Raw genomic sequence first — 13,343 nt, 5'->3', positions numbered from 1 at the left:
CAATTTTCCTCAGTATTATTGAGTGGTTCTTGCAATATATTTCCTGCAGATTTTCTATCTTTTTTGAAATCGCCTTTTAACTTGCAATTTCTATTGTAAATTAAACCTTCATATGGGAAAATGGGACGTACCCTGCAACCCGGAAACACTTACAACAAAAATTTAAATGAATATCACCTATAAAGATCTGATCGATCAGACTTATTATTTTCCCACCGAGGAATTTGACCTGAAGGATGCCAACCTTTTGTTTCACGGCATTCCACTGATGGACCTGGTCGCCAAATATGGCAGTCCGCTGAAATTTACCTATCTGCCAAAAATTTCTGAAAACATCGGAAGAGCAAAGCAATGGTTCGCAAATGCAATAGAAAAGCACAATTACGCCGGGAAGTATTACTATTGTTATTGCACCAAGAGTTCCCACTTTCAGTATGTGTTGCACGAAGCCCTGAAAAATGATATCCATATTGAAACCTCATCTGCCTTCGACATAAATATTGTTGAAAATCTCAAGGCCGAGGGGCGGATCAGGAACAACACCTATGTGATCTGCAATGGGTTTAAAAGAGCCGCTTATATTGAAAACATCGCCCGGCTGATCAATGGCGGCCACCGGAATTGCATCCCAATAATTGATAATTATGAGGAAATATCCCTGCTCTCCGAAGCGATTGATGATCCGTTTAAGGTAGGAATCCGAATCGCATCCGAAGAGGAGCCCAAATTTGAGTTTTACACCTCTCGGCTGGGGATTGGCTATAAGGATATTGTACCCTTTTATGAGAGTCAGATCAAAGAAAATGAACAGGTAGAGCTTAAGATGCTCCACTTTTTTATCAATACCGGAATTCGGGATAACGCCTATTACTGGAATGAACTCAATAAGTGCCTCAAGGTATATGTTCGGTTAAAAAAGATTTGTCCATCCCTGGACTGCCTGAATATTGGAGGAGGATTTCCGACTAAAAATTCCCTGGCCTTTGATTACGATTACGAGTATATGATTGATGAGATCATTAATCAGATCAATCTTACCTGTAAAGAAGAAGACATCCCTGTACCCAATATTTTTACAGAATTCGGGAGCTTTACCGTCGGAGAAAGCGGTGGGGCCATTTATCAGGTTCTCTATCAGAAACAGCAAAATGACCGGGAGAAGTGGAATATGATTGATTCCTCTTTTATTACAACCCTTCCGGATTCATGGGCAATCAACAAACGGTTCATTATGCTTCCGGTCAACAGATGGAATGAAGCCTATGAGAGGGTGTTGCTGGGCGGACTTACCTGCGATAGCGATGATTATTATAACAGTCTGCAGGATATGAATGCCATTTACCTGCCGAAATTCCATTCGGAGAAACCCCTCTATATTGGGTTCTTCAATACGGGGGCCTATCAGGAAAGCATAGGTGGATTCGGGGGCTTACAGCATTGCCTGATCCCACATCCGAAGCACCTGCTGATCAACAGGGATGCCAAAGGAAAATTAACTGTTTCCGTTTTCCGGGAGCAGCAAACGGCGGAGGAACACCTTGAAATCCTGGGGTATGATCCGACCCGGAAATCAAAAACGTAAATACAAATTAATTACAACTAAAAAATTATAAACCAATAAAGAAGATAAAATGAAGGTATCGGAAAATTATGCGGGAATCCCGGATGAATTTGCGCAACTGGAGAAAGCAAAAATAGTACTTGTGCCCGTGCCCTACGACGGTACCAGTACCTGGGGGAAAGGTGCAGATAAGGGACCGGAAGCATTCCTGGAAGCTTCTGCCAATATGGAACTCTACGATATTGAAACGGAATCCGAGGTCTATCGTGAGGGCATTTACCTGACAGAGCCCATAACCGTTAATGATAGCCCTGAAGAGGTTGTAAATGAGGTTCATAAAATAACCAAAGACTACATCAAACGGAATAAGTTTGTTACCCTTTTCGGGGGAGAACACTCCATTTCTATAGGTTCTATCCGGGCCTTTAACGAGTGTTTTGACAACCTTACCGTATTACAGATCGATGCCCATGCCGATTTGCGCAAGTCTTACGATGGCAGCAAGTACAACCATGCCTGTGCCGTACATGAAGCAGCCCAGACAACCAACCTGATACAGGTGGGGATCCGAAGCATGGACGTTTTGGAAAAGACCTATATGGATCCCGAAAAAACCTTTTTTGCACACGAAATGGTGGCCGATGAATTCTGGATGGACAAAGTAGTTGATCTGATGACTGAGAATGTCTTTATAACCTTTGACCTGGATGCGCTGGACCCGTCCATAATGCCTTCAACCGGTACTCCGGAACCTGGCGGTCTGCTTTGGTATGAGACCCTTGAATTTCTAAAGCAGGTATTTAATGAAAAGAATGTGGTAGGATTCGATATTGTGGAACTTTGCCCGAACCCGGCCGAACGCTCTTCCGATTTTCTGGCTGCAAAACTCTATTATAAAATGTTAAGTTATAAATTTATGGAGGAAGGCAAAGACGAGTTGCTGGACGACGATGCTGACCTGATGGATAACAAATTGGGTTCTGCCTTCCCTAAATTCGATGACGATGACTACTAAGGGACCGATTTCTGATTTTATTACACACTATTACAAGCACTTCAATGCGGCAGCATTGGTGGATGCAGCCAAAGGGTATGAAGAACAGCTCAATCAGGGGGCCAAGATGCTGGTTTCCCTGGCGGGTGCCATGAGTACTGCAGAGCTCGGGAGGATTTTTGCCGAAATGATCCGTCAGGATAAGGTGCACATCATCTCCTGTACAGGTGCCAACCTGGAAGAGGATATTATGAATCTGGTAGCCCATAGCCATTACAAGCGGGTGCCTAACTACAGGGACCTTACTCCGCAGGATGAGTGGGATTTGCTCGAAAAGGGCCTGAACCGGGTAACCGATACATGTATCCCCGAAGAGGAGGCCTTCAGAAGGCTGCAGGAGCATATATTCAAACTCTGGAAGGAAGCGGAAGAAGCAGGGGAGCGATACCTGCCTCATGAATATATGTACAAAATGCTCTTGTCCGGGGTCCTTGAAGAGTACTATGAAATAGACTTGAAGGATTCGTGGATGTACGCTGCAGCCGAGAAAAACCTGCCACTGGTTTGCCCGGGATGGGAAGACAGTACCATGGGGAATATTTTTGCCTCCTATGTCCTGAAAGGAGAGCTTTCAGCCAGCACAGTCAAGTCAGGAATTGAATATATGACCTACCTGGCAGACTGGTATACGGCGAATTCCGGAAAGGGGATAGGGTTTTTTCAGATAGGGGGCGGTATCGCAGGAGATTTTCCTATTTGCGTAGTGCCCATGCTGTACCAGGATATGGAACGGACAGATACTCCTTTCTGGAGTTATTTCTGTCAGATCAGTGATAGTACCACCAGCTTTGGCTCTTATTCCGGGGCGGTTCCCAACGAAAAAATAACCTGGGGAAAGCTGGGAATTGAGACCCCGAAATACATTATAGAAAGCGATGCCACTATTGTTGCCCCACTTATTTTTGCGTATCTTTTGAACATGTAATTATGGATAATCTTAAAAGAGTAATAGTAGATTTTAAAAAATTGACCCCTGAGGTACTCAAACTTCTGGTGGAAAAGTATCCTGATGGATACGATGACGACCATATTATCAGTTTTCGTAACGCCCAGGGAGAACGAATTGAAGCGGTGGAGGTAACCACCGAGGACACCAAATACCTTGTTAAGATCAGTGCCCGCCTCGAAAAAACGATGGCGAATTACGATGAGGAAGATTATGAGGATTATGACTCGGACGACCCTGAAGCCATTCCGGACATCCCATTAGAGGATGAGGAGGATGACGAAGATTAACTTCAACTGCGAAACATGCAACAGACCCCTTTTCATTTGTCGCTTCCCTGTGTAAGCGTATCGGCTACCAAGGCTTTTTATACAGAGACCCTGGGTGCCAGCCTGGGCAGGATGTCCACACAGTGGGTGGATATCAACCTGTTCGGCAACCAGATCACTTTTACGAAATCCGGGGATTTCAGTTTTCATTATAAATCCTATAAGTTTGAAGAAGCGGTATTGCCCGCCTTTCATTTCGGTGTCCTGGTAAGCGATACCCAGTGGAATGGTTTATTGGAAAAACTGAAGGGGATGTCCCTTGAATTACCCGTAAACACACTGTTCCTTCAAGGCAGGACCGGGGCACACCGCTCTTTTTTTGTGGAAGACCCCAATGGTTATATGGTGGAGTTCAAACACTTTCTGGACCCGCAGCAAACCTTTCTTGCAGACTAGTAGCAAGCCTTAAACCTTAACTACAGCTTAAAGCAAGCTTATCTAAAGCTTATTGATGAAAGAATTAAAGATCCTCGGGAGTGAGGAATGGTGCATTTTTGAGGAACTCGGAATTCCCGCCATTAAAGCACGTGTAGATTCGGGAGCCAAAACGTCCTCCATACAGGCGACCAATTTTAAGGTCTTTATGAAGCATGCCGAGGAATGGGTCCGATTTGAAGTGCATCCTTTGCAGGATAACCGCAGCATTGCCCTTACCTGTGAAGCCCGGATGGTAGACCGAAGGACGGTCAAAAGTTCATCTGGGATTTCAGAGGAGCGTTTTGTGATACGCACTCCGGTGAAACTGGGAGCTGAAAAATTTGAGATTGAGCTAACCCTTGCCAACCGGGATACCATGGAGTACCGGATGCTTTTGGGAAGGGAGGCCCTTACAGAAAGGTACCTTGTCAACCCTGCTGAAAGCTGTACCCAGATGGATATTTCTGATGAGGAATTGAACCGCAAGTATGCAGCCTACCAGAAGAAAAAAACCGGGCTTAAGATTGCCCTGCTGGCCAGTAATCCACAGTTGTACAGCAACAAGCGCTTAATGGAAGCGGCCCAGGCCCGTGGCCATGAGATTGTTTTTCTCAATGTGGAATTAGCCTACATGAAACTCGATGCCAATTCGCCTCAGATCCGATACAGGGGTGGAAACATCCTCAATGAATTCGATGCCATTATTCCCAGGATCAAACCGTCGGTAACCTTTTATGGCTGTGCGCTCATCCGGCAATTTGACAACCTGGGGGTTTATTGCCTGAATTCTGCAGAGGCCATTACCCAGTCCCGGGATAAACTATTTGCTTCCCAGCTGTTCGCCCGGCATGACATCCACATCCCGATTACCGGCTTTGCCAAATCCCCCAACGACACCAAAGACCTTATCAAGATGGTCAATGGAGCTCCCCTGATCATTAAACTGCTGGAAAGCACCCAGGGGAAAGGAGTGGTGCTGGCTGAAACAAATAAGGCTGCAGAAAGCGTAATTAATGCCTTTAAAAGTGTTCAGACCAACATACTGGTCCAGGAATTTATAAAAGAAGCCAATGGGCAGGACATCCGTTGTTTTGTGGTTAATGGAAAAGTTGTGGCATCTATGCAGCGGCAGGCCGAGAAAGGCGAGTTCAGGGCGAACCTGCATCAGGGGGGTAAAGCTTCTATAATCAAAATTACCGCTGAAGAACGCAAGCTCGCCCTCAAGGCGGCCCGTGTACTGAACCTGGCGGTAGCCGGGGTGGATATCATCCGGTCTAATCGAGGACCCTTACTGCTGGAGGTCAATTCCTCCCCGGGACTGGAAGGGATTGAAAATGCAACCGGTAAAGATATTGCCGGCAGCATGATAATGGCCATTGAGAAAAAGCTGAAATTCCACGCAGACTAGAAGGCCTGAACGCTATTTAGCCATTTGTTCGCGCAGGTGCGCGAGCATGGTTTCTGTGGTTTTATCCAGGTCAAACTCCGGCTCCCAGCCCCAATCTTCTCTCGCCTGGGAATCATCTATACTGCTGGGCCAGGAATCTGCAATTTCCTGACGGAAATCCGGTTCGTAGTTCATCTGAAAATCGGGCAGGTGTTTCTGTATACTCTTTGCAATGTCTGCCGGGCTGAAACTCATGGCCCCCAGGTTATAGGATGAGCGTATACTGAGCTGTTCTCCGTCGCTTTTCATCAAGTCAATGGTAGCACGGATAGCATCGTCCATATACATCATGGGCAGGCGGGAATCTGCCTTTAAAAAACAAGTATAACGGTTGTGGGCCAGGGCTTCGTGGTAAATTTCAACAGCGTAATCGGTAGTGCCGCCCCCGGGTTGGGTTTTCCAACTGATCAGTCCGGGATAGCGGATACTTCTGACATCCACTCCGTACTTCCGGTTATAATACCAACACCAGCGTTCGCCTGACTGTTTACTGATCCCGTAAACGGTACTGGGCTCCATTACGGTAGACTGAGGGGTTTGTTCCTTGGGAGTATTGGGTCCGAAAACAGCGATACTTGAAGGCCAGAACAATTTCTCGATCTTACCTTCCTTGGCCAGGTTCAGTACATTGAAGAGCGTATTCATATTCAGATTCCAGGCCCGTGAAGGAAATTTTTCGGAGGTGGCACTCAGCATGGCGGCCATCAGGTATATTTCCTCTACTTCATAATGCATAACGGCTTCCTCCAGGGCATTGTAATCGGTAGCATCCAGTAATTCAAATGGACCGGACTCCATTAATTCGGATCCTCCCTCCCGGATATCACTGGCAACTACTTTCTCATTGCCGTGCATCTGCCGGAGGGCCAGAGTAAGTTCGGTCCCGATTTGACCACAGGCTCCCAGGATGAGAATAGTTTTTGCCATTTTAAAACGCTTCAAATGTTATTGGGTATAAATATAACTGTTCTTAAAATTTGTACATTCGCTATATGTGGAAATTCTTTTGCGCGATGCTCTTTTTGATGCTGAGTGGAGCCTGCCGGGAGACCCCCGGGCAGGAAACGGTTGCAGTCACGGAACCCTCCTTTCAGTTAACAGATTGGCCCCGGGCAGTACAGATCAATCCGCAGGCGGACGCTATTTTGAATTCCTGGCCTGAGTTCAAAACTTTTGAAAATCGATTTGAACGCTTGCGTGAAGTCAGGGGGGAAGAAGAACTGCGGTTGCTGCTGGAAGAGCTTATTGAACTGAGTAAAGAGCTGCAGGCGTCAGTATTTCCCAAAGACTTTAACGTACTCTCTGTAAGGAGTCGCCACAAGGTAGTAGATACCTACTTATACAAAGTGCAGGCTGCAATTATTTACAGGCAGGATATAAATGAGGCTCTTCAGGAATTAATGGGTGCCTATAATGCCTTGCGGGAGCAGTTTAATGTAATTAAATCCAGTACGCTGGACCCTAAATTATTTGAGGATGATTAGATATTTGATCGTATTCACCCTTTGGGTTTCTATGGGCATGAATGCGCAACAAACTGCAGAACAGGAAGTTTCACAACTCCTGGACCAATGGCATAAAGCAGCCGCACAAGCAGATTTTGAAGGGTACTTTAACGCCATGGCTGAGGGGGCGAATTTTATAGGGACAGACGCGACGGAAAATTGGGATAAAAAAGAATTTATGGCCTTCTCCAAGCCGTATTTTGACCAGGGGAAAGCCTGGTCCTTTAGTGCTCTGGAAAGAAATATTTATATTGGAGCCTCAGCAGAGGTTGCCTGGTTTGACGAACTATTGGATACCTGGATGCAACTTTGCAGGGGTTCCGGGGTAGCCGTAAGGCAAAACGGGGAGTGGAAAATTGCTCACTACGTACTTTCACTAACCGTTCCAAATGAAAAAATAGAGGGCGCTATTGCCCTGAAAAAGGAATCGGACAGCCTGTTAATGCAGCAGCTGGCCGGAATAAAAACAAATTAAAATAACAATCGGATTACCTATGAGGAAATTCAGGTTTTTTCTGCCCCTGGTTTTGGGCGGGCTATTGCTTACGCAATGCAGGGAAGCACAGCAAACAGAAATTGCGGCAGAATCGTTCTATCAGACCGAATTGTTCAAAGATGTGCAGATGCGCGGTATTTTTGAGGATTCGAAGACATTTGTGGATTTACGCAGGGATCGGTCCTTTCAGGATCTGGAGCGCTTATATCTTGAAGCGCGGGACAAGAGTGGTTTTGACCTGCAGGCATTCGTAGAAGAACATTTTAAAGATGCCAGCCGTAAGCCCAGCGGCTTTAAAACGGATACAACCCGCAATATGTATGAACACATTAGTGGAATGTGGGAGATATTACGTCGTGGGCCCGATTCGGTAAATGCCTTTTCTTCGAGGATCCCGCTTCCCGAGGAATATATTGTTCCAGGGGGGCGTTTTAAGGAGATTTACTACTGGGACAGTTATTTTACAATGATCGGGCTGGTGTCTGATAACCGGATGGACCTGGCAAAAGCCATGCTTGCCAATTTTGGCCACCTTATTGATTCCCTCGGATTTATCCCCAATGGTACCCGTGACTATTACCTGACACGATCGCAACCCCCGTTTTTTTCGAGTATGGTTAACCTGCTCGTACAGGAAGACAGTACGATAATGGATCAGTATTTCCCCCAGATAGAAAAAGAGTACGCCTACTGGATGGAGGGAGCGGCAGATTTAGAGTTGAGTGAAGGCGGCATGCGTGCTATCCGCATAGGCGAAAAATCATTTATGAATCGGTACTGGGACAGTTCAGAGCGTCCGAGACCTGAGTCGTACAGGGAAGACATTTTGCTTGCAGAAAATATTCCAACAGAAGAAGGCAAGGCCAATCTGTATTCCAACTTACGCGCTGCGGCTGCCTCCGGTTGGGATTTCAGCAGCAGGTGGTATGCCAGGGAAGGGGAATTTGCCTCCACCCAGACCAATGAACTGATTCCTGTTGACCTCAATAGCCTGATGTATTTTACCGAACGCCTTATGTCTGAACATTATGCGAAAAAAGGAAATGCCGAAGCTTCTTTGCAGATGCAGGTGCGGGCCAATTTACGCTGGGAAATGATCAACAAAATGCTGTGGAACCGAACGGAAGGATTTTATGTGGACTACAATTTCGTGAGCAACGACCGTTGCAGGGAACTTACCCTTGCAGGGGTATTCCCCCTGTATTTTAATATAGCCAGTCCGGAACAGGCTGAGGCTGTAAAAGACAAAATCATGACTGATTTCCTGAAACCGGGGGGGCTGGTATCTACCCTGAGGTTTACCGGGCAGCAATGGGACGCTCCAAACGGATGGGCACCGCTGCAGTGGGTTGCTGTTAAAGGGCTTCTGAATTATGGATATACGGAGGAAGCCAGGGAGATCATGCAACGCTGGCTGGCCCTGAATGAACGCGTATATAAGGAAACGGGAAAAATGATGGAGAAATACAACGTTCAGGATATAACGCTTCCCTCGGGAGGGGGAGAGTATCCCACTCAGGATGGTTTCGGGTGGAGCAATGGGGTAGCCCTTGGGTTCAGAGATTTGCTGAAAGCAACTGAATAGGAGCCAGACCCTGTTTAATTTTTATCTTCCGTAACTTCTTTCTCCTTTCGGGACTCCAGGGCTTGTTTGCTCAGGCTTGCCAGGTTGAAATTGGGGTCCAGGGCCAAAGCTTCATCAAAGCTTGCAATAGCCTGATCAATATTATTCTTGTCTATATTGTACTGTACCAGGCCCCTTAAATGGATAAAAGCAGCCTTCAGTGACACCTCATAGGGTTGTTGCCGCTCATAGAAGGCGTGTTTCATTTCCTCGGTGGCATTGGCAATTCCGTATTCGATTTCGGCCATGGCTCCTTCATTATCGCCTACCTGAATTTTCAGGTCTGCTACTTCGTAGGCCAGGTAAGGGTTGCGATTTCGCTCGTATAAAGCCATAAATTGTTCCAGGGCCCTTTTCGGCTGATTTAGCGATTTAAGGGAAATCGCCTTTACCTGAACAGCCAAATCCGAATCATTTGTATTTTTCTCAATCCCAATGGTATTGAGGGCCTGCATATGCATATTATTGTTTGCGTAGACATAAGCCAGGGTATCCCTTCGCTGCACTGAAGGGTCCAGGACGTTCAGATGGGTGAGCGCATTGATGACCCCGCGCATATCCCCTTGTAAACGCATTTGTCTGTAGTAAGATTCGTAATGTTTTTTTAAGGTCTCATCACCGCTTTGTCCCTGAAGGGATAAAGTGGCCAGCCCTAGCATCAAAATCAATATTTTTTTCATTTCCCCAAAATATTTTAGTGCGCAAAACTACATTATTTTTTTGGTTCTCAGGGCATTCCTTTTCTTAAAAGATGGGGCGAGCAGGCCCGTGGGAGGGGCTTTAGTAAAGAAGTTGAGGGTTTTGTTTTTACAAGGATTTGTCTGAATACAGGCTTTTGGTAAAATGTATCCCGGCGGCCTGGAAGATTGCGCTGTTGATGATTTTTCCACTGACGGGCCCTGGCGTATCCTGATACACGGGTGGTTTCAGACCTCTTTTAATGGCTTCTGATGCGTAGTAATCCCGTTTGCGCGGATGCTCCGGGCTAACCACGTTAAAAAGGGATGCTTCAAAGGGTTGTTCCATTAAGGACAGTATGGCAAGGATGGCATCGCTCCTGTGGATCAGGTTAATAGCATCATTCCCCCCTGACGGCATCTTTTTCCCGGATAGTTGGTTTGCAGGATGCCGCTCACCACCAATAAGCCCGCCCAAACGCACAACCTGAGTATGGGTGCTTTTGAGTTTGAGCAACAGCTTTTCTGCTTCCAGAAGCTCTCTGCCTTTAGCGTCCTCCGGGATGGCGGGATCCTTTTCAGATATAAGCCCCTGTGCATTTCCATAAACTGCTGTACTGCTTACATAAATAAGCCTTGGCAGCTCTGCATGCTCAAACGCTTTTATTAAATAACTGAGTTTGCTGAGGTAGCTTCCGGAAGGACCGCTCCGCAGTCCGGGAGGGAAGTTTAGAATAAGGCAATACAGCCCTTTGAGAAACCCTGTTAGGTCACCTTCTGTCCCTGAGGTATCAGCCTTCAGGTAGAATGGCTGAATACCGGCTTCCCCTAGGATCTGTAATTTTTCCTCTGAGGTGGTACTGCCTTTGACCAGGAAACCCTTATCCAGCAATCCTTCGGCCAGCGGGAGTCCCAACCAACCACATCCCATCACACCTATGGTCTTATTCAAAGCGAATTTTTTTGGTGACCAATACCGCATCGTTCAGTACAAAGGGCATAGGGATTTCTGTTTCCGGCCTCGGGGGAACCGTGAACAGGGGGTTGGATAGTAAGTCATTTGAGGCTTCGTATAAGGTCAGTTCCAAAGGTTCGTCAGCAGGAAAAAATAACTGGAGTTCCGTAGAGTCGTTATCACTTATATAATGGGTCAAAAGCTTGGATCTGCGCCGGTTTTTCAGGTAATATTCCGAGAGCGGTATCCCGTTGACCACCGCCTTGTTAAATTTTATCTCATTGGTAAATATCTCCAGTCGGTTTACATCTCGTTGCGGGCTGATGCGCAACAGAAGCTGCCGTTGCTTCTCCGAGATGGTATCCAGCAAAACTGTAACTTCCGGAGGAGGTACTTCTTTTACCGAAGCCTTGCGGACAAAGGAAAAGCCGGTGCTGTACTTACTGCTCAATGTTTGCTCTTTCAGCTTTTCGGGTACAACAGGGTCCGAACCCAGAAAAGCCTGCGTCCAGGAGGCGGGTTTCTTTTCATAGGTTGCCCAAAGGGCTTCCTGTTTATCGGCATCCAGAACGTACAATAAACTGCTGGGCTTCGGTTGTTCTTTCGTATAATCACTGCTGAAATGGGCTCCCAGCATGCAAATAAGGAATAAGCTGATACCCAGGCCAGCCAGTTGTTTCTTTTTCGGGAATTCAAGGAGAATAGGAAGCAATAACAGGAAAATAAGTACGCACAGGACACCGCTGGCAAGAATCATTTTCAGGCCAAGGCCTACCGGGAACATTTTTACAAAAGGAGCAAAGATCCAGAGGGCCGGGACCGAAAGCGCAGCAAGTATAAATGGGTTTGGGGAGTCCTGTCTTAAGTGGATAAACAAGGATATCAACAAGGCGTAAACCGGAATCAGGAAAAAGGCCGCTCCGGGGAGATAGGCATTGAGAAGTCCGCACAAAACAAGCCAAAGCAGGGCAGGGGCAATTAAAAGGTCAGTTGTCCGGACATGTTTATAATAGGAGTAGACCCAGAAGCAACTCCCCACAGCCAGACTGCTTATGGCTGCGATATACAGATATCCATTATAGGTAAATCCATGGAGCATATCTGCATATCCAGGATAGAGATATTTCAGGATCGGCCAGGCATAGTATACAGCCAAGGTATTTAGCAACAGGCAGAACAGGGCCGGAAGAAAGCCCGTCAGTACACCTTTAATTCTCAGTTGCCCACCTCTGAAACCAGTGATCAGGAGGACTGCAAAAAATACAAGAGCCAGCAAAAACATCGGCCAGATCCATTCATAAGGATAGGAAAGCAGTTTGAAAAAGGGTACGTTAAAATAAACCCTGTCATTCAGGCTTTTAAGTCCACCCAGTTCGGCGTCGGCAAAATAGGTGAGCAAGGGCATCAGATAACTTCCCTGATGGGCCAGGGTATTGCGGTCCAACCGGTCAGCAATGTCCAGCGCTGTATGGTAGTCAAAGTGATCGTCTATAAAAGCAAAATTGAAACCCTCAATGTCCGCATCTTCCCTGAAAACGGTAAGGTCTGTGTCATTAGGCAGCATTTTATAAATGCTGTAAGCAAGGGAATTCGCAACGGGGTAATCTGGCATTGCTGCCTCAAAGCCTTTGATCAGGTTCTCGTTTCCGCGGTTGGTCTCAATAAGCATATAGGCCGGCCCACCGCTTCCCCTGGCTTCAAAATTCAATACGAGCCTTACATCTTCTATCCAGGGATGCTGGTTTACAAAGATATCGGCCCCGTTCAGCCCTAATTCTTCCGCATCGGTAAAGAGAATAATCAGATCATTTTTATGGGTTTCCTGTCGCTGCAGGAATGCCCGTAACCCCTCGAGTATGGTTGCCACTCCACTCCCTGCATCACTTGCTCCAAAGGAGGAATGCGGGTTGCTGTCATAATGCGATAATAACACAAGGGCATCACCCCCTTCACTGCCCGGAATACGGGCCATAATATTGGTTGCCCGGCTAAAATTACCCCAGTCCCCGGCAGTATAGCCCGTCTGAAGCCTTACCTCCAGGCCCAAGCTTTCCAGCGTTTTAACAAGATATTCGCGAACGGTACGGTGCTCGGGAAAGCCTACGGCATGCGGCTGTTCTGAGAGGGTCTCCACCTGTTTCAGGGCCCGGTCTGTTGAGAAGTTTTCCGGATTAGAATCAAAATCGGCCTGATATCCGGGCATAGCACCCTCAAAGGCCCAGAAAGTAATCAGGCATAAAAGTAACAGGCAGGTGGCTGCAGTGATTGGTTTCATTGGCTTTAAGTCTTTTTTAAAAGTATGAAAATATAACCATCCGGCCGGGAGGCGGTT

Annotated in this window: 13 protein-coding genes; 9 read left to right on the top strand and 4 right to left on the bottom strand. The window is 46.7% G+C overall.

Annotated elements, in window-relative coordinates; all coding sequences use genetic code 11:
- Window positions 1–166: 166 nt before the first annotated feature.
- The 6 genes from ACT6NV_RS04725 to rimK are packed head-to-tail and all read left to right on the top strand — an operon-like array spanning window position 167 to window position 5,715.
- Window positions 167–1,582: an arginine decarboxylase gene (locus ACT6NV_RS04725; protein WP_445386113.1), complete on the top strand. Its 1,416-nt coding sequence runs from the start codon at window positions 167–169 to the stop codon at window positions 1,580–1,582.
- A 49-nt stretch (window positions 1,583–1,631) separates the two neighbouring features.
- Window positions 1,632–2,576 carry an agmatinase gene (gene speB / locus ACT6NV_RS04720; RefSeq protein WP_445386112.1) on the top strand — a complete coding sequence of 315 codons (945 nt, stop codon included), beginning with the start codon at window positions 1,632–1,634 and terminating at the stop codon, window positions 2,574–2,576.
- The gene (locus tag ACT6NV_RS04715; RefSeq protein WP_445386111.1) at window positions 2,566–3,540 is read left to right on the top strand and encodes a deoxyhypusine synthase family protein; all 975 of its coding nucleotides are present in this window, start codon (window positions 2,566–2,568) and stop codon (window positions 3,538–3,540) included. The genes speB and ACT6NV_RS04715 overlap by 11 nt, the downstream gene beginning before the upstream one ends.
- A 2-nt stretch (window positions 3,541–3,542) precedes the next feature.
- On the top strand, window positions 3,543–3,851 hold the full coding sequence (locus ACT6NV_RS04710) for a hypothetical protein (protein ID WP_445386110.1): 309 nt from the start codon (window positions 3,543–3,545) through the stop codon (window positions 3,849–3,851).
- Window positions 3,852–3,866: 15 nt separating this feature from the next.
- Window positions 3,867–4,286 carry a VOC family protein gene (locus tag ACT6NV_RS04705; protein ID WP_445386109.1) on the top strand — a complete coding sequence of 140 codons (420 nt, stop codon included), beginning with the start codon at window positions 3,867–3,869 and terminating at the stop codon, window positions 4,284–4,286.
- Between the two features lie 55 nt (window positions 4,287–4,341).
- Window positions 4,342–5,715, top strand: coding sequence for a 30S ribosomal protein S6--L-glutamate ligase (rimK, locus tag ACT6NV_RS04700; protein ID WP_445386108.1), 1,374 nt, complete (start codon window positions 4,342–4,344; stop codon window positions 5,713–5,715).
- A 12-nt stretch (window positions 5,716–5,727) separates the two neighbouring features.
- Here rimK and ACT6NV_RS04695 read toward each other — a convergent pair whose 3' ends face one another.
- Entirely contained in the window at window positions 5,728–6,681 is a 954-nt protein-coding gene (locus ACT6NV_RS04695) for an NAD-dependent epimerase/dehydratase family protein (protein WP_445386107.1), read from the bottom strand.
- A gap of 65 nt (window positions 6,682–6,746) precedes the next feature.
- On the opposite strand from ACT6NV_RS04695, the gene ACT6NV_RS04690 reads away from it, so the two are divergent.
- Genes ACT6NV_RS04690 through ACT6NV_RS04680 form a run of 3 tightly spaced genes read left to right on the top strand, consistent with a single transcriptional unit; the run spans window position 6,747 to window position 9,340 of the window.
- Window positions 6,747–7,238 carry a hypothetical protein gene (locus tag ACT6NV_RS04690; protein ID WP_445386106.1) on the top strand — a complete coding sequence of 164 codons (492 nt, stop codon included), beginning with the start codon at window positions 6,747–6,749 and terminating at the stop codon, window positions 7,236–7,238.
- Complete coding sequence (locus tag ACT6NV_RS04685; protein ID WP_445386105.1) at window positions 7,231–7,734, top strand: nuclear transport factor 2 family protein; 504 nt, start codon at window positions 7,231–7,233, stop codon at window positions 7,732–7,734. Before ACT6NV_RS04690 ends, ACT6NV_RS04685 begins: the two co-directional genes overlap by 8 nt.
- 19 nt (window positions 7,735–7,753) lie before the next feature.
- Window positions 7,754–9,340, top strand: a complete 1,587-nt coding sequence (locus ACT6NV_RS04680) for a trehalase family glycosidase (protein ID WP_445386104.1) — start codon at window positions 7,754–7,756, stop codon at window positions 9,338–9,340.
- 14 nt (window positions 9,341–9,354) lie between these two features.
- Here ACT6NV_RS04680 and ACT6NV_RS04675 read toward each other — a convergent pair whose 3' ends face one another.
- The 3 genes from ACT6NV_RS04675 to ACT6NV_RS04665 form a co-directional block, all read right to left on the bottom strand.
- A complete protein-coding gene (locus tag ACT6NV_RS04675) occupies window positions 9,355–10,059 on the bottom strand; it encodes a hypothetical protein (RefSeq protein WP_445386103.1) in 705 nt (234 codons plus the stop codon).
- A 127-nt stretch (window positions 10,060–10,186) separates the two neighbouring features.
- Window positions 10,187–11,008, bottom strand: a complete 822-nt coding sequence (locus ACT6NV_RS04670; protein ID WP_445386102.1) for an SDR family NAD(P)-dependent oxidoreductase — start codon at window positions 11,006–11,008, stop codon at window positions 10,187–10,189.
- Window positions 11,001–13,286, bottom strand: a complete 2,286-nt coding sequence (locus ACT6NV_RS04665; RefSeq protein WP_445386101.1) for a M28 family peptidase — start codon at window positions 13,284–13,286, stop codon at window positions 11,001–11,003. Before ACT6NV_RS04665 ends, ACT6NV_RS04670 begins: the two co-directional genes overlap by 8 nt.
- Between the last annotated feature and the right edge of the window lie 57 nt (window positions 13,287–13,343).

It is taken from the genome of Robiginitalea insularis (assembly GCF_052497835.1).
The sequence above is the reverse complement of the archived record's forward strand: the minus strand, read 5'-3'. Positions and strand labels throughout refer to the sequence as shown.

Coding starts and splice junctions, on each gene's coding strand:
- ACT6NV_RS04675 (WP_445386103.1), bottom strand. CDS start 10,059: ATGAAAAAAATATTGATTTTGATGCTAGGGCTGGCCACTTTATCCCTT.
- ACT6NV_RS04705 (WP_445386109.1), top strand. CDS start 3,867: ATGCAACAGACCCCTTTTCATTTGTCGCTTCCCTGTGTAAGCGTATCG.
- ACT6NV_RS04690 (WP_445386106.1), top strand. CDS start 6,747: ATGTGGAAATTCTTTTGCGCGATGCTCTTTTTGATGCTGAGTGGAGCC.
- ACT6NV_RS04685 (WP_445386105.1), top strand. CDS start 7,231: ATGATTAGATATTTGATCGTATTCACCCTTTGGGTTTCTATGGGCATG.
- ACT6NV_RS04710 (WP_445386110.1), top strand. CDS start 3,543: ATGGATAATCTTAAAAGAGTAATAGTAGATTTTAAAAAATTGACCCCT.
- speB (WP_445386112.1), top strand. CDS start 1,632: ATGAAGGTATCGGAAAATTATGCGGGAATCCCGGATGAATTTGCGCAA.
- ACT6NV_RS04725 (WP_445386113.1), top strand. CDS start 167: ATGAATATCACCTATAAAGATCTGATCGATCAGACTTATTATTTTCCC.
- rimK (WP_445386108.1), top strand. CDS start 4,342: ATGAAAGAATTAAAGATCCTCGGGAGTGAGGAATGGTGCATTTTTGAG.
- ACT6NV_RS04680 (WP_445386104.1), top strand. CDS start 7,754: ATGAGGAAATTCAGGTTTTTTCTGCCCCTGGTTTTGGGCGGGCTATTG.
- ACT6NV_RS04695 (WP_445386107.1), bottom strand. CDS start 6,681: ATGGCAAAAACTATTCTCATCCTGGGAGCCTGTGGTCAAATCGGGACC.
- ACT6NV_RS04665 (WP_445386101.1), bottom strand. CDS start 13,286: ATGAAACCAATCACTGCAGCCACCTGCCTGTTACTTTTATGCCTGATT.
- ACT6NV_RS04715 (WP_445386111.1), top strand. CDS start 2,566: ATGACTACTAAGGGACCGATTTCTGATTTTATTACACACTATTACAAG.